This is a genomic window from Bacteroidota bacterium (assembly GCA_016721765.1).
Classification (GTDB): Bacteria; Bacteroidota; Bacteroidia; order UBA4408; family UBA4408; genus UBA4408.
Map to the genome: position 1 here is coordinate 607,859 of JADKHO010000001.1, position 23,857 is coordinate 631,715.

Annotated in this window: 25 protein-coding genes; 16 read left to right on the top strand and 9 right to left on the bottom strand. The window is 37.7% G+C overall.

The features are described 5' to 3' along the window. Positions 1-41 precede the first annotated feature (41 nt). Positions 42-812, bottom strand: a complete 771-nt coding sequence (locus tag IPP32_02225; GenBank protein ID MBL0046902.1) for an alpha/beta fold hydrolase — start codon at positions 810-812, stop codon at positions 42-44. Positions 813-914: 102 nt separating this feature from the next. Between IPP32_02225 and IPP32_02230 the strand changes: the two genes are divergently transcribed. The 9 genes from IPP32_02230 to IPP32_02270 all read left to right on the top strand — a co-directional run bounded on the left by IPP32_02230 (position 915) and on the right by IPP32_02270 (position 8,785). Continuing rightward, complete coding sequence (locus IPP32_02230) at positions 915-1,316, top strand: SPOR domain-containing protein (protein ID MBL0046903.1); 402 nt, start codon at positions 915-917, stop codon at positions 1,314-1,316. 99 nt (positions 1,317-1,415) lie between these two features. Beyond that, positions 1,416-2,375 carry a glutamyl-tRNA reductase gene (gene hemA / locus IPP32_02235; GenBank protein ID MBL0046904.1) on the top strand — a complete coding sequence of 320 codons (960 nt, stop codon included), beginning with the start codon at positions 1,416-1,418 and terminating at the stop codon, positions 2,373-2,375. Positions 2,376-2,422: 47 nt separating this feature from the next. Continuing rightward, on the top strand, positions 2,423-2,638 hold the full coding sequence (locus IPP32_02240; GenBank protein ID MBL0046905.1) for a hypothetical protein: 216 nt from the start codon (positions 2,423-2,425) through the stop codon (positions 2,636-2,638). Positions 2,639-2,748: 110 nt separating this feature from the next. Further along, positions 2,749-4,317 carry a hydroxymethylbilane synthase gene (gene hemC, locus IPP32_02245; GenBank protein MBL0046906.1) on the top strand — a complete coding sequence of 523 codons (1,569 nt, stop codon included), beginning with the start codon at positions 2,749-2,751 and terminating at the stop codon, positions 4,315-4,317. Between the two features lie 61 nt (positions 4,318-4,378). Beyond that, on the top strand, positions 4,379-5,347 hold the full coding sequence (gene hemB, locus IPP32_02250; GenBank protein MBL0046907.1) for a porphobilinogen synthase: 969 nt from the start codon (positions 4,379-4,381) through the stop codon (positions 5,345-5,347). Positions 5,348-5,438: 91 nt separating this feature from the next. After that, positions 5,439-6,917: an RNA polymerase factor sigma-54 gene (gene rpoN / locus IPP32_02255; protein MBL0046908.1), complete on the top strand. Its 1,479-nt coding sequence runs from the start codon at positions 5,439-5,441 to the stop codon at positions 6,915-6,917. Positions 6,918-6,935: 18 nt separating this feature from the next. Further along, a complete protein-coding gene (locus IPP32_02260) occupies positions 6,936-7,547 on the top strand; it encodes a hypothetical protein (GenBank protein ID MBL0046909.1) in 612 nt (203 codons plus the stop codon). A gap of 132 nt (positions 7,548-7,679) precedes the next feature. Beyond that, positions 7,680-8,093, top strand: coding sequence for a BrxA/BrxB family bacilliredoxin (locus IPP32_02265; protein MBL0046910.1), 414 nt, complete (start codon positions 7,680-7,682; stop codon positions 8,091-8,093). Between the two features lie 89 nt (positions 8,094-8,182). After that, on the top strand, positions 8,183-8,785 hold the full coding sequence (locus IPP32_02270) for an SET domain-containing protein (protein MBL0046911.1): 603 nt from the start codon (positions 8,183-8,185) through the stop codon (positions 8,783-8,785). Between the two features lie 14 nt (positions 8,786-8,799). On the opposite strand, the gene gatC is transcribed toward IPP32_02270, so the two are convergent. The 3 genes from gatC to IPP32_02285 all read right to left on the bottom strand — a co-directional run bounded on the left by gatC (position 8,800) and on the right by IPP32_02285 (position 10,853). Then, the gene (gatC, locus tag IPP32_02275; protein ID MBL0046912.1) at positions 8,800-9,096 is read right to left on the bottom strand and encodes an Asp-tRNA(Asn)/Glu-tRNA(Gln) amidotransferase subunit GatC; all 297 of its coding nucleotides are present in this window, start codon (positions 9,094-9,096) and stop codon (positions 8,800-8,802) included. Beyond that, entirely contained in the window at positions 9,093-9,719 is a 627-nt protein-coding gene (locus IPP32_02280; GenBank protein ID MBL0046913.1) for a 1-acyl-sn-glycerol-3-phosphate acyltransferase, read from the bottom strand. Before IPP32_02280 ends, gatC begins: the two co-directional genes overlap by 4 nt. A 219-nt stretch (positions 9,720-9,938) precedes the next feature. Then, entirely contained in the window at positions 9,939-10,853 is a 915-nt protein-coding gene (locus tag IPP32_02285) for a hypothetical protein (GenBank protein ID MBL0046914.1), read from the bottom strand. Between the two features lie 120 nt (positions 10,854-10,973). On the opposite strand from IPP32_02285, the gene IPP32_02290 reads away from it, so the two are divergent. The 4 genes from IPP32_02290 to IPP32_02305 are packed head-to-tail and all read left to right on the top strand — an operon-like array spanning position 10,974 to position 14,057. Further along, a complete protein-coding gene (locus IPP32_02290; GenBank protein ID MBL0046915.1) occupies positions 10,974-11,663 on the top strand; it encodes a ComF family protein in 690 nt (229 codons plus the stop codon). A gap of 48 nt (positions 11,664-11,711) precedes the next feature. Further along, positions 11,712-12,215: a GAF domain-containing protein gene (locus IPP32_02295; protein ID MBL0046916.1), complete on the top strand. Its 504-nt coding sequence runs from the start codon at positions 11,712-11,714 to the stop codon at positions 12,213-12,215. Next, complete coding sequence (locus IPP32_02300) at positions 12,212-13,855, top strand: Ig-like domain-containing protein (protein ID MBL0046917.1); 1,644 nt, start codon at positions 12,212-12,214, stop codon at positions 13,853-13,855. Before IPP32_02295 ends, IPP32_02300 begins: the two co-directional genes overlap by 4 nt. A 1-nt stretch (position 13,856) precedes the next feature. Next, on the top strand, positions 13,857-14,057 hold the full coding sequence (locus tag IPP32_02305) for a hypothetical protein (GenBank protein ID MBL0046918.1): 201 nt from the start codon (positions 13,857-13,859) through the stop codon (positions 14,055-14,057). Between the two features lie 6 nt (positions 14,058-14,063). Here the strand turns inward: IPP32_02305 and IPP32_02310 are convergent, their stop codons facing one another. The 5 genes from IPP32_02310 to IPP32_02330 form a co-directional block, all read right to left on the bottom strand. After that, on the bottom strand, positions 14,064-14,849 hold the full coding sequence (locus IPP32_02310; protein MBL0046919.1) for an amidohydrolase: 786 nt from the start codon (positions 14,847-14,849) through the stop codon (positions 14,064-14,066). A 56-nt stretch (positions 14,850-14,905) separates the two neighbouring features. Then, a complete protein-coding gene (locus tag IPP32_02315; protein ID MBL0046920.1) occupies positions 14,906-16,063 on the bottom strand; it encodes a methionine aminotransferase in 1,158 nt (385 codons plus the stop codon). 131 nt (positions 16,064-16,194) lie between these two features. Then, positions 16,195-17,013, bottom strand: a complete 819-nt coding sequence (locus IPP32_02320; protein ID MBL0046921.1) for a T9SS type A sorting domain-containing protein — start codon at positions 17,011-17,013, stop codon at positions 16,195-16,197. 41 nt (positions 17,014-17,054) lie between these two features. Continuing rightward, entirely contained in the window at positions 17,055-19,040 is a 1,986-nt protein-coding gene (locus tag IPP32_02325) for a S8 family serine peptidase (protein MBL0046922.1), read from the bottom strand. A gap of 58 nt (positions 19,041-19,098) precedes the next feature. Next, positions 19,099-20,316, bottom strand: a complete 1,218-nt coding sequence (locus IPP32_02330; GenBank protein MBL0046923.1) for a DUF2029 domain-containing protein — start codon at positions 20,314-20,316, stop codon at positions 19,099-19,101. A 113-nt stretch (positions 20,317-20,429) separates the two neighbouring features. Here IPP32_02330 and IPP32_02335 point away from each other — a divergent pair, with 113 nt between their 5' ends. From IPP32_02335 to IPP32_02345, 3 genes are all read left to right on the top strand, one after another. Further along, positions 20,430-21,608: a hypothetical protein gene (locus IPP32_02335; GenBank protein MBL0046924.1), complete on the top strand. Its 1,179-nt coding sequence runs from the start codon at positions 20,430-20,432 to the stop codon at positions 21,606-21,608. Further along, positions 21,605-22,792 carry a hypothetical protein gene (locus IPP32_02340; GenBank protein MBL0046925.1) on the top strand — a complete coding sequence of 396 codons (1,188 nt, stop codon included), beginning with the start codon at positions 21,605-21,607 and terminating at the stop codon, positions 22,790-22,792. Before IPP32_02335 ends, IPP32_02340 begins: the two co-directional genes overlap by 4 nt. Positions 22,793-22,877: 85 nt before the next feature. Continuing rightward, positions 22,878-23,834 carry a bifunctional helix-turn-helix transcriptional regulator/GNAT family N-acetyltransferase gene (locus IPP32_02345; GenBank protein ID MBL0046926.1) on the top strand — a complete coding sequence of 319 codons (957 nt, stop codon included), beginning with the start codon at positions 22,878-22,880 and terminating at the stop codon, positions 23,832-23,834. The last annotated feature ends 23 nt before the right edge of the window (positions 23,835-23,857 follow it).

Sequence of the window (23,857 nt, forward strand, 5' to 3'; positions counted from 1 at the left end):
AAAATTTTGCAAGGGCTTTTCCTTTTTTAAACCGTATTAATTTAATTTAAAAACTCGATGCAGGCTTGATAAAACAATTCAGGCTGTTCCGCTTGAACCCAGTGACCCGCTCCCGAAATGGATTGCACCGCACTGTTAGGGAATGAACGTATTATCAAAGACAACTCATCTTGCTGAATGTAATTTGATTTTTCACCCTTAATAAAAAGTGTTGGAATCGGCACAGGAGCTGCTGAGGCATCTTGTTCCTCGCCTACAATTTCAATATCCCTTTTAATCACCTCCAAATTAAAACGCCAGGCTAGTAAACTGTTTTGCACATCTTTCCAATACAAATTCTTAAGTAAAAATTGTAATTCACCTTGATTTTTAATTTTTTCAGAAAGCTTGCTCTCCGCCTCCTTTCTAGCGTGTATATTTGTTAAATCGAGTTCAAAAAGTGCCTCTAATATTTTTTGATGGTGCACCGGATAATACTTAGGTGAAATATCAACCACTATTAATTTTTCAATTCTTTCGGAATGATTGATAGCCAAATGCATGGCTGCCTTCCCTCCCATTGAATGGCCAATAATATTAATTTGATGTAGTTTCTCTGCATCCATCAAATTTAATATATCATTACTCATAGCTGCATAATTCCATTCATTGGAGTGAAAGGATTGGCCATGGTTGCGCAAGTCGATTAAATATACCTCATAATTCTCAGCAAATCTTTTTCCAAGGGTTTGCCAATTGTCGCTGGAACCAAATAATCCATGTAAAATAAAAAGCGGTTTTCCTTGACCTAATTTTCTATAAAATAAGTTCACTAGTAATTTTTTTACGTTTAACACATTGAATTCTTATCAAAATAAGATTTCAAAAGCAGTCTTTCCATTTACAAGTCAAAAAACAATACCTTTGAACCCACGATGAAGTATTTTGCAATTTTACTATTTATTCTACTGCAAATAAACAGCTTATTTGCTCAGCACGATAGTGTTGGCAAGGTGGAAATTAGCCAATCAAATGAAATAGACAAGTTGCTCTTAAAACACTTACAGATAAATTCTGAAAACGAGAGCATTGACGGCTTTAGAATTCAAATTCATTTTGGGGGTGAGCGTGAGAAAGCAAAAACCATAAAAACAAAATTTTTGCAGCAATTCCCGGATGTTGCGGCGTATGAGGTGTATCAACAACCCAATTTTAAAGTACGTGTTGGGGATTTCAGAACCCGATTGGAAGCACAAAAATTTATGACCGAAATTAATACGTACTTCCCAAGTGCGTTTATTGTAGCCGACGAAATTCACCTGCCTAAGCTCGAATAATTCCCATTCAAACATGACATTGCTCATGGGTGACAAATTCATGACAAATCAATGTATCCGGGGGCTTACATTTGCCGTAAATAGAGCAAAAGGAAACTTATGAATGCTTTTAAAATTATCGCATTTACCCACAAAACAGCCGATTTAAAAAATATTGGCGATTTGCATATTGATGATGTTTTGCAGCAGGAGCGATTATCGAATTTAAAACACAATTCCAATTTACAAGAGCTATTATTTCTTTCTACCTGCAACCGCGTTGAGTTTTTATTCTCAACGTCAGAAGCCATTACCGAAGAATTTACCATCTCTTTTATTCAGGCTGCCTACCCTCATTTTTCCATCACAGAAGTTAGCCAACTAGCTGCTGGCTGCTTAAAATTTGAAGGAAAAGAAGCCATGCGACATTTGTTACAAGTTGCTTCGTCGATAGATTCGTTGGTTGTTGGAGAACGCGAAATAATTACTCAGGTGCGCAATGCGTATGATAAATCACTAGGTATGAACCTTACAGGTGATTTGTTGCGCTTGGTGATAAAACGTGCCATAGAAACAGCCAAACAAGTTTATACCGAAACTCAAATTGCACACAAACCTGTATCAATTGTATCCTTGGCATACCGAAAATTAAAAGATTTAAATGTGAGGCTGGATGCTCGATTTGTAATTATTGGGGCCGGTCAAACCAATCAATTAATGGCAAAGTTTTTGAAAAAACATGGCTTTACCAACTTTGTGGTTTTTAACAGAACCCTTGCTAATGGTGAGAAATTGGCAATGGATTTGAATGGAAAAGCGTATTCGCTGACTGAACTTACGCATTACAGCGGTGGTTTTGATGTGATTTTAACCTGTACTGCCAGTGCTGAACATATTATTGATTCAGCCATCTACACTACATTAGCAAGAGGTGAAAAAGGTAAAAAAATTATCATCGACCTATCTATTCCAACCGATATTGAACCATCCGTTATAAGTGATAACAAACCTTATTATATTGATATAACAGCGCTACAAGCAATGGCTTCCGAAAACCTAAAGAGCGACACAAGGAATTAGAAGCATGTAATGAAATTATAGAACAAAATATAGAAACTTTCAGAGGTGTGCTGAAAGAAAGAAAGGTGGAATTGGCAATGAGCTCGATTCCTCAACAAGTAAAAGACATTCACTCCGCTGCTATTAACACAGTATTTGCAAAAGAGCTAGAAAAATTAGACGCAGAAAGCAAACAAGTTTTGGAAAAAATCCTTTCTTATGTGGAGAAAAAATACATTAGTGTTCCCATGAAAATGGCGAAAGAAATTTTGATTGAAAATTAATCTCTTAGCTTCCGCGGGCAATTGAATCCAGTTAAAAAAATGCCTATTTCCATTCAACATAAATGTCCCCAAACTACCGTTGAAATTAAGCTGTTTGATGCAATTTTCAGATGAAAAAAATAACAATTGGCTCCAGGGGCAGTGATTTAGCGTTATGGCAGGCTCATTTTGTTCAAGCCGAACTTAAAAAAAGCGGGCTTGATGCATCCATAAAAATCATTAAAACACAGGGCGATAAAATTCAAGACCTTAGTTTTGACAAACTAGAAGGCAAAGGCTTTTTTACCAAAGAAATTGAAGAAGCTTTACTTGCAAAAGAAATAGATATCGCCGTTCATTCCCACAAAGATTTACCCACCACATTACCCAAAGGGCTTATTATTGCTGCTGTTTCGGAGCGTGAAGACCCCTCCGAGTTACTGCTTATTCGCAAAGAGGCTGTGGATGAAAAACAAAAGTATACCTTAAAAAAGAATGCCATTCTAGGGACTTCCTCAGCCCGGCGAAAAGCACAGTTTCTGGCCTTTCGCCCTGATATCAGCATAAAAGACTTGAGAGGAAATGTTCCTACCCGCTTACAAAAATTAAGGGCTGCAGAGTATGATGCAATAATGCTTGCCGCTGCTGGTGTGGAACGATTGAATTTAGATGTTTCGGAATTTGTGGTGCAAAAATTAAATCCCAACGAATTTATTCCTGCCCCGGCACAAGGAGTTTTAGCACTACAAATCCGCGAAAGCGACGATGAACTGAATGCTATTTTGCAAAACCTAAATGCTAATAAAGTACAGGAAAGAATCGCAATTGAGCGAAAAATATTGAATTTGTTTGATGGCGGTTGCCAGCTTCCACTGGGGGTATACTGCGAAACCGATAAAGATGCGAATGACGAGCTTTTTTTTAAAGTGTGGACTTCGTTGTCGACCGGCTGGGACAAAGCACCCAAATCCCTCTACCATGAGTCAAAAACCAGTGAAGGCCTTGCTCTAAAGATTGTAGAAAAATTAAAATCCATTGTACCAGCATCTGTTTTTATAACACGCGACAAACGGTCATCTGATTATTTTGACAAAGCTTTAACGGATAATGGATACAGTGTATTTTCAAAAGCACTTATTGATATTCGATTTATTCCAATAAAACAGGTACCACAAACCGACTGGATATTTTTTTCAAGCAAAAATGCGGTGAAGAATTTTTTCATGCAAAAGCCCAATTTAGCTGCTGTTAAAATTGGATGTGTAGGAAAATCAACAGCCGATGAGTTGCGTAAGTTTGGTAAAAGAGCTGATTTTATTGGTTATTCAACAGATACCAAATTAACGGGCAAACAATTTGCATCCACTGTTGGAAAAAAAACTGTGCTCTTTCCTCAAGCAAAAGAAAGTATGCGCAGCATTCAACAAGCTTTTACCAACTCAGGCCAAACTACTGACCTTTCAGTATATGAAACGCTTAAAAAGAACGAAGAGCTTGTTCCTGACTTTGAAATTGGCGTATTTACCAGCCCTTCGAATGTAGCAGCTTTCTTTGAAAAAAACCGACTCCGTTCTGATCAAAAAATAATTGCAATGGGAGAAAGTACAGCTGCGGCATTGAAAAAAAACGGGGTACGAAAGCCCGTGCTCACCACGTCATTTGATGACTTAGGGTTGGTAAGGGCCGTATTTGGTTTATAATCATTACATTTAGAGAAGCATTAAAAAAAATACATTAATACAACTTTTTAGTAAAGAAAAAATGATACAAAGACCTAGAAGACTTCGAAAAACAGCTGTTGTAAGAGAATTGATTGCTGAAACAAAGTTATCAAAAAGCATGTTTGTTTATCCCTTTTTTGTGGTGCATGGAAATGGTATAAAACACCCCATTGCTGCCATGCCGGGGGTAGACCATTTCTCAATTGATGAGTTATTAAAAGAGATAGAATTGCTAACGAAATTGGGAGTGAATAAGGTTTTGCTTTTTGGTGTGGGCGAGGAAAAAACAACAGATGGCAGCTCCTCACACAGCCACTCCTCCATAATTCCCCAGGCAGTAAGAGCCATTAAAGCAAAATTTGGCGATAGTGTTTATGTGATTACCGATGTTTGTGTATGTGCCTATACCACCCATGGTCACTGTGGAATACTTGAAAACAACTATGTGCATAACGATTTATCAGTAGACGTTTTATGTAAGATGGCATTGAGCCATGCACAGGCCGGAGCCGATATGGTTGCTCCTTCTGATATGATGGATGGTAGAATTGGTGCAATGCGCAGCGTTCTGGATGAAAATAGTTTGGAGAATACAGCCATCATGTCTTACTCCATAAAATACGCATCGGCATATTACGGACCATTCCGCGAAGCAGCTGACTCTTCGCCTCAAAGTGGTGATCGCAAATCCTACCAGATGGATTATCGTAATCCAAATGAATCGCTAAAAGAGGCTATTTTAGATGAGGACGAAGGTGCCGATATTTTGATGGTAAAACCGGCTTTGGCTTACTTGGATGTGATTCAACGATTGCGTCAAAATACCTTACTGCCGGTGGCTTGCTACAATGTTTCGGGTGAATACAGTATGGTAAAAGCTGCGGCTCAAGCCGGATGGATTGATGAGCAAAAGATTGTAATGGAAAACATGTACGCGTTTGCGCGAGCAGGTGCTGATATTATCATTACCTATCACGCCAAAGATATTGTGGTAAACGGCTGGTTGTAAAATTCCAATTAAAAAAAGCCAAGAAATGATAAATTTTAAGAACTGCATTTTTTGTACTTTTAAAGTGTAAAATTGCAGCTCATTCCATTTTATGCTCAAACTAAGTTTACAACAAAAGCTCTTACAAAAACTTTCGCCCCAGCAAATTCAGTTAATGAAGTTGCTGCAGATTCCTACCATTGGACTTGAGCAAAGAATTAAAGAAGAGCTCGAAATAAATCCTGCCTTAGAAGAAGGACCTGATGAATCAACAGATAATGCCGATGCTGACGAGGAATTTGAAACCAATGAAGAAAAGGATGCTGAAAACTCTCGTGAAGATTTTAGTTTAGACGAATACATTGACGACGACGAAATACCAGCCTATAAATTAGCCGTAAAAAACTCCGGAGAAGACGACGACCGTAAGGATATACCTTACTCGGGCGGAAATAGCTTTCAGGAGAATTTACTTTCCCAATTAGGATTAAGAGTACTAGATGACAAAGATTTTTTAATTGCTGAAAACTTAATCGGCAATTTGGATGAAGATGGCTATTTGCGCAGAGAATTGTCATCGATTGTGGATGATTTAGCTTTTTCACAAAACATTATGACAAATGAGGCTGAACTTACAGAAGTGCTGCAAGTAATTCAAGAGTTTGATCCAGCTGGTTTAGGTGCCCGTTCTTTACAAGAATGCCTTTTACTGCAACTAAGACGTAAAAAGAGTGAAACAAAACACATGGCAAATTTGCTCACCTTAGAAGTTGCCATTCAGATAATTGAATCTAATTTTGAAGAGTTTTCGAAGAAACATTACGATAAGATTTCAAAGCATTTGGATATTAACGATGAGGTGCTTAAGGAAGCAATGACCGAAATTCTTCACTTGAATCCCAGACCCGGAAATTCAGCCACAGATGGACAAAAAAGCACCCAGCAGGTTATTCCTGATTTTATATTGGTTAACAATGAAGGTACACTTGAATTGAGTTTAAACTCTCGAAATGCGCCCGATTTAAGAGTGAGCAAGAGTTATAACGATATGCTGGAGCATTATTCAAAAGCCAAATTAAAAGACAAAGAAAAAAAAGAAGCTGTATCCTTTGTTAAGCAAAAATTGGATTCTGCAAAATGGTTTATAGATGCCATTCAACAAAGGCAACAAACCCTTATGATTACAATGGATGCTATACTCAATTACCAAAGGGAGTATTTTTTGGAAGGAGATGAAACAAAGCTTAGGCCAATGATTTTAAAAGATATTGCCGAAATTGTTGGGATGGACATCTCCACAGTATCGCGGGTTGCCAATAGTAAATACATTCAAACACCTTTTGGAACTAAATTATTGAAATCCTTTTTCTCGGAATCGCTTTCAACAGATTCGGGAGAGGAAGTATCGACGAAGGAAGTGAAAAAAATACTGGAAGAATGCATTGCAGCCGAAAAGAAAAACAAACCGCTTACCGACGACAAACTTACCCTCATCTTAAAAGAACACGGTTACAACATTGCTCGCCGAACCGTTGCTAAATACCGCGAACAATTAAATATTCCGGTGGCTCGATTGCGCAAAGAACTCTAATCCCAAGCACCTTAAACCTTGTTTATCCGTATTGCCAAATTTATTTCTTACTTGATGCATCCTTTGCTCATGCCAAGTTACTTGCTGTTTATTGTGTTCCATACAGATTCCTACATTCAATTAGCCACCCCACAAAAATTGCAAACGATTATACATGCATTGGTTTTTGTAACCACTTTTTTGATACCTGCATTTTGCGCTTATTTGTTCCTGCGTTTTGGATTTATAAAGAGTTTTAGCATGGAGACAAAAGAAGAGCGAAGGGCGCCATTCCTGATAACCAGTATTCTTTATTTTTTTACTTTTTATCTTTTGCGTCAGGTTCATATACCATCTTTGATTTACCTGCTTTTTTTAGGTGCAACATTGGCCTTACTCATTACCATGCTTATTAATTTAAACTGGAAAATTAGTGCGCACATGGTGGGTATTGGTGGTGTAATTGGCGCCTTAATTGGAATTTCCATGCGCTTATTTATCGACTACCGCTTACTGCTGTTGTGCTTACTTGTTTTAGCAGGAATTATAGGAACATCGCGCATGCTCATGAACGCACATGATCCTGCTCAAGTATACATTGGTTTTGGGGTTGGAATAGTGAGCCAACTCACCCTTTTCCTGCTCATTTAGCTAAGAACAAGAATTGCAAATGTCTCTTGTTAAAATACGGAAAGAGATAGCGAAAAGATAAAAATTGCGTACTTTTGCAGCTCAATTTCAAACTGAAATTTTCAAAATAAATCATTAACGCAACAAAATAAAATGTATCCCGAACAATTAGTAAAACCGATGAAGGCAGAATTAAATGCTGTTGGTTTCGAAGATTTAACAACACCACAAGCTGTAGATGCGGCTATCGAAAACAGCAAAGGAACTGTGCTCGTAGTGGTAAATTCAGTATGTGGATGTGCCGCTGGAGCTGCACGACCGGGTATTAGAATGGCGGTTGAGAACACCAAACGACCAGATAAATTAACTGCAGTTTTTGCAGGATTTGATACCGATGCTGTGGCTCAGGCGCGCAAACACATGGCTCCCTATCCTCCCTCCTCTCCTTCTATCGCTTTATATAAGGATGGAAAACTGGTGCATTTTATAGAGCGTCACCATATTGAAGGGCGTAGTGCACAAATGATAGCAGATAATTTAAAAATGGCCTTCGACGAATATTGTTAATGTTGAAAAGGAGTTAAAAAAAAGAGCGAATCCAAAATTTACGGTTCGCTCTTTTTTTTACATTTATCGCAAATCTAAATTCACCTTTTATGATTCATCCCGATACTGAACTCCGCTTTATCAGTAAAAAAATCGGATATGGTGTGGTAGCTACAAAGCTCATTCCCAAAGGCACTATCACCTGGGCCATGGATAAATTAGACCGCGTTTTTGATGAAAAAGATATTCAACGTTTCGGGGAAGACTATCAAAAAATTTTAGACACCTATTGTTACCGGGATAGCCAAGGAAAATTTATTTTGTGCTGGGACATTGCGCGTTTCGTGAACCATAGTTTCAATTCCAGCTGCATCACTACCGCCTATGATTTTGAGTTAGCAGTGCGCGACATACAACCCGGCGAACAATTAACGGATGATTATGGCTACCTCAACATTAGTGAGCCATTTGTTTGTGAAAAAGAAGAAGGAAGCTTGCGCACACGTGTTATGCCGGATGATTTATTGCATTTTCATACTGAATGGGATAGTAAACTAAAGGAAGCTTTTCAAAAATACAATCAAGTAGAGCAACCATTGATGAAATTTTTAAGTCCTGAACTAATAGCTAAAACGAACTTAATTGGTGCTGGAAAAATGGAAATGGATTCGATTTTAAATTGTTATTTCCACGGAAATGGGGTTGTGAAATAACGTTCCTATTCGCCTTATTTTTTCTCAACCACTTTAGGTACTTTAAAATAATCAGAATCCTTTTTGGGAGCATTTCGTAAGGCATCCTTTTGGGTTATATCCTGGTGCACCTCATCCGTACGAAGCACATTCACTTCCTTACTCATGTAGATTAAAGGTTCAACATTGTCGGTATTTAACTCATTGAGTTTATCCACAAAATCGAGCATACGATTCATGTCCTTTGCAATTTCAACCTTGGCTTCGTTTTCAAATTCAAGTCGTGCAAGGTGTGCGATTTTATCTATGGTTTCATTGTTGATTCGGCTCATTTTTGATTTCTATTTTTCAATTCAAAATTGGTTAAACTTTTCTCAATCACATTTTCCACTTGTGCTTTAAGCATAAGCAAATCATCTAAAGTCATTCCCTTTGTGGGGATGGGGCGATGTACTTCCACCAAAGCTAATCCCGGGCGACTGAGACCTTGTAAAAATGGGCGATCCTGAAGCAATTTCCAATTGTTTACAAAGGTAATAGGCACAATGGGCACTTGTTTCTCGATAGCGAGTTTAAACGCCCCATTTTTAAACGCCCTTAACTTAGGTGCCTCACGAGAAATTGTTCCTTCCGGAAAAAGCACAACACTGTGCCCTTCATCAATTTTTTTAGCTGCCTCTTCCAAAGAGCGATGTGATCCAATATTACTTTTACGGTCCACCAAAATATTCATCTCTTTAAAGAATATATTAAACAAGGGTGCCTTTCTCAACTCTTGCTTACCCATAAAAACAAAATAATAGGGTATGGCACAATAGCTCAAAACAATATCTAAATAGGAACTGTGATTGGAACAATAAACATAGGTTTTAGACGGGCTCAGTTTTGATTCGTATTTCACTTTAAAGCGTATTCCGGGAATATAAAGTAAGATACGTGCCCAAAACTGCATCATTTTAAAAGCCTTTGGAAACCATGCTTTACGCGAGAGTAGCACAAAAAATATAGGATACAGCAAAATCAAAGTTATGCCGAAATTCAGCACAAAGAATGTTTTCCATAACACCATTAAAAATTGCTTCACAAAACGCATGGCTTCAAAAATACATTAATTCCTATAATGATGAAAGCCCCCGAAACTCGAGGGCTTTCAACCTAAATTTCCTAATATTGATTATTTCAAGTCGAAGCTTGTTGACCCAATAGAAGCAGCATCTACATAAATTTCAACATTGTATTTACCCGGCTTAAACTCGGTTTTTTTGTCAAATATCATGCTGATTTCAACTCCCTTACCAGTGTAATCTACATTCTTTTTGCTGCTGAATAATTGCTTCTCGCCACCAATTGAGAACATATTTGAATCATCTGTACCATTTGATAAAACTTGACCATCCGGGCCGGTAATTTTCATGTACACTGTTTTTTCTTCGGCTTTCGCTAAGCGATTTTCAGCCAATGTAAATACAGCTCTTAATTTATCGGCTCTTGAAGCTTTTGTGGTTGACACTTCTTTGCTTCCAATTATTTTTCCGCGCATAGCATCTGCGAATAAATTTGCAGCAACAAGGCGTGAGCCTAAAGCAACCTTCTCATTAAGACCTTGCTTATCCGCTTCCAACTGTGCAGACTTTCCTTTTTCGGTAGTTAAATTTGCCTTAACTGTGGTGTTTTCTTCAGTTAATACTTGATTTGCCAATTGCAAAGAATCAATGTCCTTTAAGTAGCCTTTGATGAGGTTACGAATGGTTTCCAATTCTTTTTTCAAACGAGCTACAACAGAGCGATTACCTTTTTCCTTTTCGAGTTGAGCAGCAATATCTTCCAGCTCTTCTTTCTTAGCATCCAATTCGGATTGTAATTGCTTGTTATCGGTTTGTAACCCGTCGTAGGCTTTTTGCACTTCAGCCAATTCTGATTTAGTAGCTGCATATTCAGTATCCACTTTTTCTTTTTCGGCAGTTACCATTTCTGTTGCATTTTTTTGGTTATACAACTGGTATCCCAAAAATAATACAAGGAGAAATAAAACTCCGGATAAAATCATTAATAATTTATTACCGGATTTTTTTTCATTGTTTGTTTCCATTAGTTTATTTTTAAGTTTTTAAAAGAAAATGAGATTTTTGTTTCAAAAACAAATGTAATTGAATTTTATAAATAAAAACTACCTGTTTATATTTTTTGGTTGAGCGGGAAAAATACGATTATGAGCTGGCTATCTGATTTTATCACATTAATTTATCCTAGGGTTTGTATGGCCTGCGGGGAGAGTTTATTAAAACACGAAGAGTGTATTTGTAGTCAATGCATTTACTATTTGCCAAAAACAAATTTCCACAAAGAGAAAGAAAATGAGGTGAGTAAACTCTTTTGGGGAAGAGTTGAAATTCAATCGGCATGTGCCTTTTATTATTTCAAAAAGCAAAGTAAAGTGCAAAATTTGCTGCATCAATTAAAATACAAAGGGCAAAAACAGGTGGGTGTAAAATTGGGTAGTTTGTATGGAGTAGAACTCAAGCAGGACAAAAAATTTGAGGACATCAATCTGATTATTCCGGTACCGCTTCATCCCGATAAGGAAAAGAAAAGGGGATATAACCAAAGCGAAATGTTTGCTATTGGCCTCTCTCAAACCATGCAAGCACCTGCTGAATCCTCCTTACTCATTCGCAATTTTGCTTCTGAAACACAAACAAAAAAATCGAAATACAATCGCTGGGAAAATGTAAAATCTATATTTGAAGTAACGGATAGTGAAAAACTGAAAGGCAAGCATATTTTACTGGTGGATGATGTGATAACCACCGGTGCAACGATTGAGGCTTGTGCGCAGCATTTACTCTCTGTTCCGGGTACACGCGTGAGCATTGCTGCAATTGCTTGTAGTATTAATTGAATTTTATTCCCCATTCAAAAATTAGCATCTTTGCAGCAGTAAATCCGAATGGCCGAAACTATTATCATCCCCCAAACTGCATCTAAACAGGAAAAGTACGAACTACTTATTCCTCAGTTAAAAGCCTTATTGGAAGGAGAAACTGACCTCATCGCAAATTTGTCGAACACCGCAGCTGCATTAAAATATGGATTGCAGTTTTTTTGGGTGGGATTCTATCTTGTTAAACAAAATAAGGGGAAAGAAGAATTAGTCCTTGGGCCATTTCAAGGCCCTGTAGCCTGCACTCGTATTGCAAAAAGCCGAGGTGTGTGTGGAAAATGCTGGGAAACAAAAGAGGTTATACTTGTAGACGATGTAGCGAAATTCCCTGGACACATTGCTTGCAGCAGTGAATCAAAATCCGAAATCGTTTTGCCTGCATTAACTAAAAATGGGGAAGTTTTTTTGGTTTTGGATGTGGATAGCGATACACTTGCAACATTTGATAACACCGACAAAATTTACTTAACCCAAGTTATACGATTACTTGAAAACAGGCATCGGGAATGAGAAAAAGGATAGTTAATCGTAATACCCATTTCATACTTTTGTTGAGTATTAGTTTGCTCTTTTATGGCTGCGCACAAGTAGTTAGTCCTACTGGCGGCGAAAAAGATGAAACTCCTCCCAAAATTGTAAAAAGCAATCCTGCTAATGGCTCCATTCTTTTTAAGGATGAGAAAATCCAACTTAACTTTAGTGAATACATAAAAGTAAAGGATGCCAATAACCAATTAATTATTTCTCCTCCACTAAAAAAGACACCCGAACTTAAGGTTAAAAATAAAACCTTGACACTGGATATAGAAGACAGCTTAAAAGCCAATACTACATATACTTTTAGTTTTGGAAACTCGATTGTGGATTTTACTGAAGAGAACCCACTCGAAAATTTTCAATTTGTATTCTCCACCGGTAACTACTTGGATTCGATGAGTGTACTAGGGAAAGTGGAGAACGCCATGAACCACATTCCCGAAAAGGGAGTATTGGTAATGTTGTACGCACTCGAAAAAACTAGTTCTGATTCATTTCCATACCATGAAATACCTGATTATTTTGGAAAGTCGAATGAATTCGGAAATTATACGATTAACAACATTAGAGAAGGAAAATACAAGATGCTTGCTTTGAAAGATGGGAATACAAATTATTTGTTCGACAGTGAGGACGAGCAAATTGCTTTTTTAGATTCCGTTATCACCATAAACAAAAAACTCCAAATAGATGTCTCGCTTTTTCAAGAATTAAAATCAAAATTATATTTAAAAAAGCCGGTTAAGAATTACGATGGACAAGTAATTTGTGCCTTTAGCCGACCCGTAGAAAAACTAAGTTTTGAAAACTTAACTGCTTTTCAAAAATTTGATTGGAAGGCAACCGAAATTTCGTCGAATAAGGACACTGCTCGTTTCTGGTTTGCTGGTGCATCTTCAGATTCCATTCAATTAAAAGTATTGAGTGCCGGAAAGGTATTTGACACCGTTCAAGTAGCAGTGGTAAAGACTAAAGGAGAAGTTGCGGGAAGAGAGCGTAGAAAATTAAATATCAGCACCAATATTAATCCAAATGGAACGTTTGACTTAACTAAAAAGATACAACTCGTTTTACCGCAATTGGTAAATAAAGTAAACCGAGCAAGAATTTCAATAATCCATCAAAAAGATACCCTACCCTTCGTTTTTAACGCTGTGGATTCGCTAAAAAGAAAATTTGAAATAGGAGCCGCTTTTGCCGAAGACAGTGCTTATACATTGCTGATACCTTCCGGAACATTTGAAGGGTATGATGGTCTTCAAAACGACACCCTAAAAATTCAATTTCGCATGCTCACGCAACGGGACTACGGAACTTTAAAATTTGCAGTTAAATTAAAAGAAAACAGTGGGAATTTTATATTACAAATGCTGGATGAGGCAGAGCATGTGGTGAATGAACGCTTTTTAACTAAAAGCGAAATTTTGATTTATGAATATATAAAACCTCAAAACTATAAGTTCAAGCTCATTTTTGATTCCAATTCAAATCAAAAATGGAATACCGGAAATTTTTTACAGCATTTGCAACCCGAAAAGGTTATGTACTATCCACAAATATTAACCATTCGTGCGAATTGGGATTTGGAAGAAAAATGGGATCTAACTAAATAACATGAAGCGATTCGTACTTTTTGTTTTGATAATAATTGTGTGCTTCACTGCTTGTCGCAGCAGAGGCCCGCGCAATGCTGTGTGGGAAAGTAAGCATCATCCAAGCGACGACTTGCGCAAAGAGTATAAAAAGGCAAATGAAAAGGGAACAAAAGATTATAAAAATTCGAAGAAACGTTATAAACGCTTGCATCGGAATTAATGAATGCTAAAAGTATAGAGTAAACTGATCGGCATCTTGTTCCGCAGGAAAATTTTTTCGAAAATTCAGTAATTCCGGTTTGGATAAAGTTATTTGTAGGATGGTCTCTTCGCCTGGTTTTGCTGAAATTAGCGATTCCCCTAAAAAATTTAGTGCCATAGAATCTCCCGAATAATTAATATCATTTCCATCTAAGCCAACTCGATTAAGCCCAACAACATAACTTTGATTTTCGATAGCCCGTGCCGGCAGCAAGGATTTCCATGCATAGCTTCTGCGTTCAGGCCAATTGGCAACATATAGCAATAGGTCATAGTTTTCTTGCTTAGTTCTACGACTCCATACCGGGAAACGTAAATCATAACAAACTTGCAAGCAAATGTCCCATTCCTTGTAGTGCACTATTAGTTTGTGTTTCCCTTCACTATAGTGCTCATTTTCGCCTGCCATTCTAAATAAATGGCGCTTATCATACACGGAGCATTTTCCGCTCGGCGGCATCCATATAAAACGATTAAAGTACTTCCCATTTTCTTCAATAATTAAACTTCCGCAGATGATGCAGTTCTTGTTTGAAGCTTGAGTGCGCATCCAAGAAACACTCGCTCCATCCATTGTTTCGGCAAGTTTTTTTGAATTCATACTGAATCCTGTGCTGAACATTTCGGGCAAAACAATAATATCGACAGAGTTATGTATGGAATCAACCCATGTACCTATTATGCGCAAATTTTCAGCTTTGTTTTCCCACACAAGTGGTACTTGCAACAGCGCTATTATTAGTTCATCCATTTGATTTATATCAAGGAGTTAATTAGATCAATGCACCTATTTGAAGTATTTTAAACTCATACGGCACACAAAATTTTAGCCGCCTTTTCAAGTGTTTCATTTGATTTGGCAAAGCAAAAACGCAGTACTTTATTGTCTTGCGGTTTATGATAAAACACCGAAACAGGAATAGATGCAACGCCATGTTCCTTCGTGAGTCGAATGGCAAACTCCGTATCTTTTTCTTTGGTGATTGCATTGTATTTCAACAATTGAAAATAGGAGCCTGATACCGGGAGCGGAACAAATCGGGAGCCTTTAATTAATTCCAAAAAGTAATCGCGTTTTTGCTGGTAAAATTTTCCCAGATTTAAATAATCTTCCTTATTCGATAAATAATCAGCATAGGCATGTTGAATGGGTGTATTGGCTGAAAAAACTAAGTATTGATGCGCTTTACGAAACTCAGCCATTAAATTTTTAGGAGCCAAGCAATACCCCATTTTCCAGCCGGTTGTATGATAGGTTTTGCCAAAAGAAGAAACAATAAAACTGCGTTCTGCCAATTTGGGATATCGGGCAACACTTTGGTGCTCGAATCCATCAAATATAATGTGCTCATACACCTCATCGCTCAAAATTACGATATCGGTATTCTTGGTGAGTTTCTCCAACTTTTGCATATCGGCAGCAGTAAGAATATTGCTGGAAGGATTATTGGGCGTACAAATAATAATCATACGCGTTTTTTGTTTAATGAGTTTTTTTACCTCATCCCAATCAATACTATAGCTTGGAAATTTCAATTGCGCATATACCGCTTTTCCCCCATTTAACTCGATGGCAGGTGAGTAGCAATCATAGGCTGGTTCAAAAATAATTACCTCGTCGCCTTCCTTCACTAATGCTGCAATGGCAGTGTAAATGGCTTGGGTAGCTCCTGCCGTTACGGTAATTTCAGTTTCAGGATCATAATTGATGGAGTATAGTTCTTGTGTTTTTTTTGCAATGGCTTCCCGTAATTGCAGCAAACCAGCCATAGGAGCATATTGATTGTGCCCGCTTTTCATATATTGATTCACCATTTTTACCAATTCAGACGAACAATTAAAATCGGGAAATCCTTGAGACAGATTTATGGCATTGCAATCGCTGGCAAGCTTGCTCATGATTGTAAAAATGGAAGTCCCAACAGTTGGCAGTTTGGATGCAATAGCATTTGGATACAGTGGCATATCTAAATAAAAGTTTGATTGCTAAGTTAATTGATTTTTTTGGAGCAGCAGAAATGTGTCTCCATTTTATAAAAACAAAAAAGGTCTCGGTGAGCTACCGAAACCTTCTTGAATTCATTTTTCTCAATTTATTATTCCACAACTACCTTTTGAAGCTGCACTCCATCGGCATTTACAAGCTGAATAAAATAAATTCCTGATGGATAATTTGTTACATCTATTTGATAAAATAACTTATCATTAAAAGCAGTCAGCTTGCAATCGTAAATAATTTGTCCGCTATAATTGTATATTTTTAATTCACCATTGGCGGCTTTCTCTAATTGAATTGTTAGCTTGGCTGTAGCTGGATTCGGATACACAGCGAATCCCCCTTTAACATTGTCCAAGTGACTAACTGCAAGAGGGGCAAGTGAATCATATTTTGTTTGTGCATTTTGTGCTGATTGTTGCAAATCCAATAAACTATCCCCAGCCAACAATGCAAAAGCAACTGTAACACTATCGCCCGGTGCGATTGTAAAAGGACCACTACTCACCACATCAATAATATCAACACCACTACCGGTTGCACCAGCAATTGCACGGTTGGTTGATAAGATGCTGTACTTTTCACTTTCACTTGTGCCATCGGTTAAATCAACTCCACCCGCACCACCGGCAATATTATCAACAGCATAATGAAGCACAGGAGCTGTATTAGACACCAATTGAATTCCTGTGTAAAGACCATTTGTACCGGTGTAATAAGCATATCCCATTTTATTAACAACATCAAATTCGGCGCGATTACTTGCGAAAGAAGAATCATCAATATCCCAATCGGCAAATATGCCTGCATAAAGGTTAGAAATGCTGCTTGCAGTGGTATTACTTATTTTATATTCCACAATCACATATTTGGTATTTCCGGGCGTATTCCATGCATAAGCCTTGTGTTTTACACGCACACCTACTGGTGAAGCAGCAATAGCATCATTAAAAATTCCGACTAAATCAAAATCTGAATGAATTGAAGGAGTGTTTTCGAAACACGTTGAATACTTGAAAAATCATTATCGGTTGTCCCGGCATTGGCACCTCTAACCATATCCGAAACTTTATTACCGGAAGTACCAATCATGAGTCCGGCTTCATACAACAATTGTCTCCCGTTTTTATATTTGAAACCTAATCCATCAGCTTGCCCGTCGCTATTAAAGCCAATTCGACCTTTGCTGGTGATGCTGGTCGAAATATCATTTACTGTTACATTTATGTAGTCAACATTAATTACCTCTATAAAATAATAGTTAAAAGAGTAAGCCCCATCACTAAAATTAAGCTTAAAAGTTACCGCTACATTTGCCGGTGAAGTTGGACTTATTTTCACCCGAAAAGGAGTGGCACTATTTGAAACTTGTTGAAGTGTAGTCATGGCTCCCACAGGAAAAGTATTATTAAGTATGGTAACATAAGGTGAAGTGCTACTTAACGTAACATTCAAGTTTGTTAATGGTGCTAAGAAATTTACAAAATCACCGCTAATTTGTAGCGTGTCATTTCCAACAAATGCATTATCGTTCCCATCGGTTACGTTGCGATTCATCATCGTTACCGATTTTGCATTAACGTTTGTTGCACCTTGAAAAAGATTGATACGTCCTTTGCCAAGCTTTCCTGCATATACTCCGAGCGTGGCAGCATTAATTGGATCACAAGTAGCCTTTAACTGCTCGCCAATTTGCAAAGCAGTATATTGTGGGAACATTGCTTTAACAATCGCTGCAGCACCCGCAGCAACGGGAGAAGCCATGGATGTTCCGCTTATTTGTGTGTAAGAATTCCCGGGATAAGTAGCGTTAATGTTGCTTCCTGGCGCACAAACATCAATGGTGTATCCAAAATTTGAAAAGGAAGATTTATTGTCGTTTGTTGTAGTGGAGGCCACGCTAAAAGCATTGTTAAATGCTGAAGGATAATGTGGAGTACTTACATTGTCGTTTCCAGCAGCACACACTACTAGCGCATCCTTATTAATCGTTGCATAATCAACCGCATTTTGTCCAAACTGGCCTCCTCCTGAACTTCCCCAAGAGCAATTTATTATTCCACAACCATGATCTGCAGCATAAATAATTCCTTCATACGCCGAAATAAGCGCCCCGCCAGCATCGGCAATTTTTACCGGTAAAAATTTGCAATCAAATCCGGAACCTGCAACACCTGTAAGATTATCAGTACTTGCTGCAGCACATCCACTCACATGCACACCATGCGGATTACCCTCCCAACTGGGATCATTGTCATTCATTCCTACGTCCCATCCGGTATAGTTGTCAACATAACCATCCGAATCATTGTCAAGCCCATCAATTGGATCAGCATAGTTGTGTTTGATGTTGGCGAATAAATCTTGATGTGTGGGTTCGGTGCCTGTATCAGTAATTCCAATAACAATATTTGTATCGCCTTTGCTGATATCCCAAGCTGCATAAGCATTTATTTTATTCAAGTGATATTGCCCGCTAACTGTAGCTTGTGGGTCATTAGGTTGATAATCAAAATGAGGCAAATAATGAGGTTCGGCATAATCTAATATACCCGATTTCAATAAAAGATTTGCTGCCTTTTCGACCGATACTTTTGTAGTATAAGTGAATTCATAAATCAAGGATAAGTCAATTAGTTTTTGCCCCGATTTATTTTCCTTTTTTGCTGGTAGCTGATGATTTGGAAATTTTTTCACAAGTCCGGTCGCTCCTAAATAGTTCAGCGCTTGAGTCAAACTTGTATTTTCAATTGCATGCAGCGAACAATTGCTTCTATAATCCTCATTAACCTTAAAAATTATCGTATTGGCAAAATAATCCTTCTCATTCACACCCGGGCTCAATTTAAAATGGTGCGAAGTGGAGATGTAATCGGTAGCTGTAACCTGCGCAAATAGAGTGGTGGAAATGAGAGAAAACAGTAGGGTGATTTTTTTGAAAGTCATAAATTAATTTTTAAAAGAAAATAAAAATAGCATTATTTTCTGAGACAGTAAAAGAATATTATAGGGGTAATGACTCCCTATTTTTTTGGCGCAAAACGAGGAAATAAAACTGAAGTGTAAATAAACACAGCAGCCAAAGTCGACTGTATAAAAACGCTAGGCTTGTGTAAGGAAGTTTACTTAAAAGGGTCGGTAAAAACCCCAATAAAATCCAGAGCAACAAGATGCTACTATTTGGTTTTTGTGGGGTAAATTTCAAACAAAATATCAATGCAAAACCTGCAAATAACAGGTGGTAGGTTGCTGATCCTGCCTCCAGCAAAAGCAAAAGTAAAATTACTGCAGCAATTGATTTTTCGAGGAAGTCGGAATTTGATTTCTGCTTCCAAATAAAAAACCCCAATAGCGTCAACCAAAACAATTTCCAAACTGCTAAAAACACCTTCCAAATAATAGCCGTTTTAGGGGTTTCAGCATTTGCAGTTATTTTAGAATTTACCAATGCATCCATACTCTGATAGCGGTAACTCACAGGAGTTTCATTCGCAACTTTTGAGTAGAAATAATTTTCGGCAAATGCGAAATTAAATGCACGGTAGGTTTTGGGACCGCTAATAAAAAAGGTAATTAGGTGAAGGCACAAAAAACTTATAGTAAGAAAAATACTCATTTTGAATTCTCTCTTATAAATCAGCAAGGGCAAGAAAAACAAAGGAAGAAACTTGAGGGCAGCCAATATGCCCCAACTCATTCCGGCCAGTCGCTTATCGCCTTTTTTGTAGCTAGTCCATCCATACATAAGCAACCAAAGCAGGAAGATATAAACTTGACCTAACATTAAATCATTCACTAAATTAAATCCGGCAAGCAAAACAATAATCGCCGATTGCATAAGCGTTAATTTCGCACTAATGCGGATGAGATAAATGAGATGGATTAAAAACCCAAGCGAAACCAAGAGCCAAATCTTGCGTGCCAGTTCAATTTCAAAAGCACTCAAGGGCAGCATCACCAAAGCTGTGGGGGGTGGGTACATTACAAACATGCCACTTCCTGTTGGCACATATTCCTGAATGGAAGTGTTGAATTTTTTAATTGAATACGCATCCTGCAAATTATCTTGCAGGAGCATTTTTGAGCTCACATAATAATTTGGGAAGTCGGTTTCAATTTGATTCCATCCGGGCTTCACCCCAAACCAAAATACAAATACCAACAAACAGCAGAAGAGCGGAACTTGGTAAGTTTGTAACAGTGTGTACTTTTTAAATTGCATCAAATTTTTACAATTGTTCATTCTGCCATAAGGCTTTATTTTCCGAAAGTATTTAAATTTGAAAAAATCAGCGCGTATATTCGAAAGATTCTTTTAACAGAAAATCAATGTTTGTGAAAAAGCCCAAGCGAATAATTAATTGTGTAAAAATCGTTTTGATACAAATTGTAACTGCACTTTTGCTTTTAACAAGCTCTTGCGCCTACAACCATGTTCCCGAAAACAATGAGCACATCAATTTAATTTGGTACAATTCACCGGCAACACAAACGCCGGCTGAATTTAAAACAGGAGTGGCATGGCTGTTATCTTATCTCGGCGCTACATTACCCAAAAGCGAGTTCGAAAAAGGTGTAAGTATATCAGGACAGCAAGTTATCCTGCAAATGGAACATCTTGGCTTTTCGAAAAACGCAATGGAGGCGCTTACCAGTCTCATTAAGGTGATAAAAGAAAGTGATGACTATAAAAAAAGAGAAGCAATAGATGCCGGTAGATTCTTTGCATTGTGTTTTAACTCTACCTGGCATTACTACGCAATAACCGGTACCTACCGCAGCTTCTCAGATTTTAAAAACAGTTTTACCTATTCTGCCGCAAAGCAATTGGCACTCGATACCTCCTCTATTGCCAGTGAAGGAAGGTTAATTCGTTACCTTACCAACACAAATCAGCTAAGTCAAAACTTTTTTATTGCCGAAGAAGGACATGGTCGTTTCACTTCCGGAAATTTTTTGCCTTCGGGAACCATAGAGGCTTTTGACTATATGGAAAATGGTCAACCCCGCTTTGCCATTTATGGTAGTGATGGAAAGCTTCGCGTCAACCCTGAATCCATTTTTAGCAATGCCGGAAAACCTGCAAAATGCATGTGGTGCCATGAAAGTAAAATGCAACCTTTATTTAGCCCAACACCCGACATTACAGGTTATACCTCACTTGCAGAATTTGATACCGATCAAAAAAATTTCAATTCCTTTCTAACAAGCTTTCACAGTTCAAGCAATTCCTTTTTGCAATTTAAAAACGCGCAAGATCACACACAAGCAGAGTATATTTACCTAAGCTTTTTTGAGCCAAGTGCTGTACGCTTGGGCATGGAATGGGGATTAAACGAAGCAGAAGTAAAATTACTTTTAAGCGGAATTTCAACACACACCAATCCCGAATTTGCCTTTTTAACCGATGTTTATTATCGATACGAAGTAGATAAATTTGCTCCCTATTCAGTACTTCAGGCATGTGAGGAAGCAAGAGAAAGCAATCGTTTTGAACCCGACTACCTGCCTTGAAACAAGCTCGCAAAAAAATTATTAGCCGTTTAAATATTGTACTCCTGAGTGGCGGAAACATTGCATTAAAAGCTGCTTCCGGCATGCTTGTATCCTTAGTAGTCATCCAATCAAATTCACTCGAATTGTGGGGAGAATTCACCGAAGCTTTGGTGACAGTTAACTTTTTAAGTGTGCTCTTAGCTTTTGGTAACAAGGATTATTTGGTAAGAGCGTTTAGCAAACATCCTTCAACTTTAAAATCGCAATGGAATAAAATTTTTTGGAGCCGCATTCCCATCTTGATCTTTGCTGTAACTTGCCTCTATTTTCTAACCTACGATACCTCCCTCTTTCTGATTTGTGCCGTTTGGTTGACACTAAATTTTATTCAACAATCCTTCGATTCCCTTGTGCTCTTCTTTAAAAATTTCCGCCAAACACTGCTAATTGAACTTTTATGTAGCATTCTACTGCTTGGCTTTCTCATTTATTTCGGTAACAAAATCACGTTGCAGTTATTGTTATTGAGCTATGCAGGCGCACAAGTCATAAGAACGCTTTTGCTCCTTGGCATGTATTGGGCGCATTTAGATTTTCCAAGAAGTTCCTCTTTCTCGCTTGCGGAATTAAAATTACTTACACCCTTTTTTCTTCTTGGTTTGGGTGGATTCTTAGTAGACAAAGCCGATTTACTGTGCGTAAGTATTTTTTTGCCGCATTCCGAAAAAGCAAGCTATCAGATTATCTCAAACTTATGTAACATGGGCATTGTAGCGGCAAGTATGGTTTTGGTACCTTTTACAAAAAATATTTACCGCATTAATGCAGCAACATTTAATGTCTTGCATAGAAATTTTAATTTTTTTGGTGCCCTTTACTCCCTATCTTTTATGTTAGGCGTATACGTGCTTTGTAATTTGCTATTTAAGATTGAATTTACAGTTTGGGTTTACTTCGGATTTCTGATAAATATTTTTGCTTTCACCTTATTCCTGCCCTACATGTTTTTGTTTACAAAACACAATTGGCAAAGCCAAGCGGTGTATTTAATGCTTGCTTCCGGCGTATTTACATTCCTGCTTTCAGCCTTATTAGTCCCTAAATTTAATCAAGAAGGTGCCGCTACAGCTTGTGCCCTTGGACAAATAGCACTATTACTTTCCACGCGCTTCGTTGCGCAACATCTAAAAAACAAAAGCTGATTAATTGCGGCTGAATATTCTTGGCTTTTAACAATTTTAACTAAATTATATGTAAGTACTTATATAATTAATTTTACATTTGTTTATGGCAAAACCCGATGTGATAAAAGAATTAGAGGAATTGGCACTTGGTACACGCTTAAAACGCCTGAGCGATACGCTTATGGGCGATGTAGGTAAAATTTACAGGGAGCAACAGCTCGATTTTGAGCCACGTTGGTTTACCATGTTATATCTCCTGAATAAACAAAAAGCACTTTCAATTATTGATATTGCCGATCAACTTCGCCTCTCTCATCCGGCAGTGGTGCAGTTTGCCGACCAAATGCAGCATCAAAAATTAGTAATTGCCCGAAAAGATAAAAAAGACGCACGCAAACGAATACTTGAACTTAGTGCAAAAGGAAAATCAACTTTCGAAAAACTACAACCTTTGTTAATTCAAATTGAAAAATCAACACATGAATTGGTGCAATCAACCGGAATGGACCTCTTGTATGCGCTTGAAAAAATGGAAAAACAATTGGAATCCAAAAACATGTATGAGCGTGTAAAAGAAGGCCTTGCTAACAAACTGATTTCCGAAATATCCATCCTTCCTTTTCAACCAAAATACAAATCTGATTTTAAAAAGCTGAACGAAGAATGGCTGAAAGATTTCTTTTCTGTAGAAAAAGAAGATGCGCGGGTGCTCGGAAATCCTGAAAAAACAATTTTAGAAAACGACGGAATGATTTTCTTTGCAATAAGTGCAGGAAAAGCGGTTGGAACGGTTGCACTAACGCATCATGGCAAAAAAGTTTATGAGCTCAATAAAATGGCAGTTACCAAATCCATGCAGGGCAAATCCATTGGCAATTTATTACTAAAAAAAGCGCTTGACTTTGCAAAAAAGAAAAAAGCAAAAGTTCTTTATTTGGAAACAAATCGCTCTCTTTATCCCGCCATACATTTGTATGAAAAATTTGGCTTTAAAAAAGACAGTCCGGTTGTAAACTCAAAATACAAGCGAAGCAATTTAAAAATGAGCCTGCACTTTTAAGTTGCAGCTAAAACTGATGAACC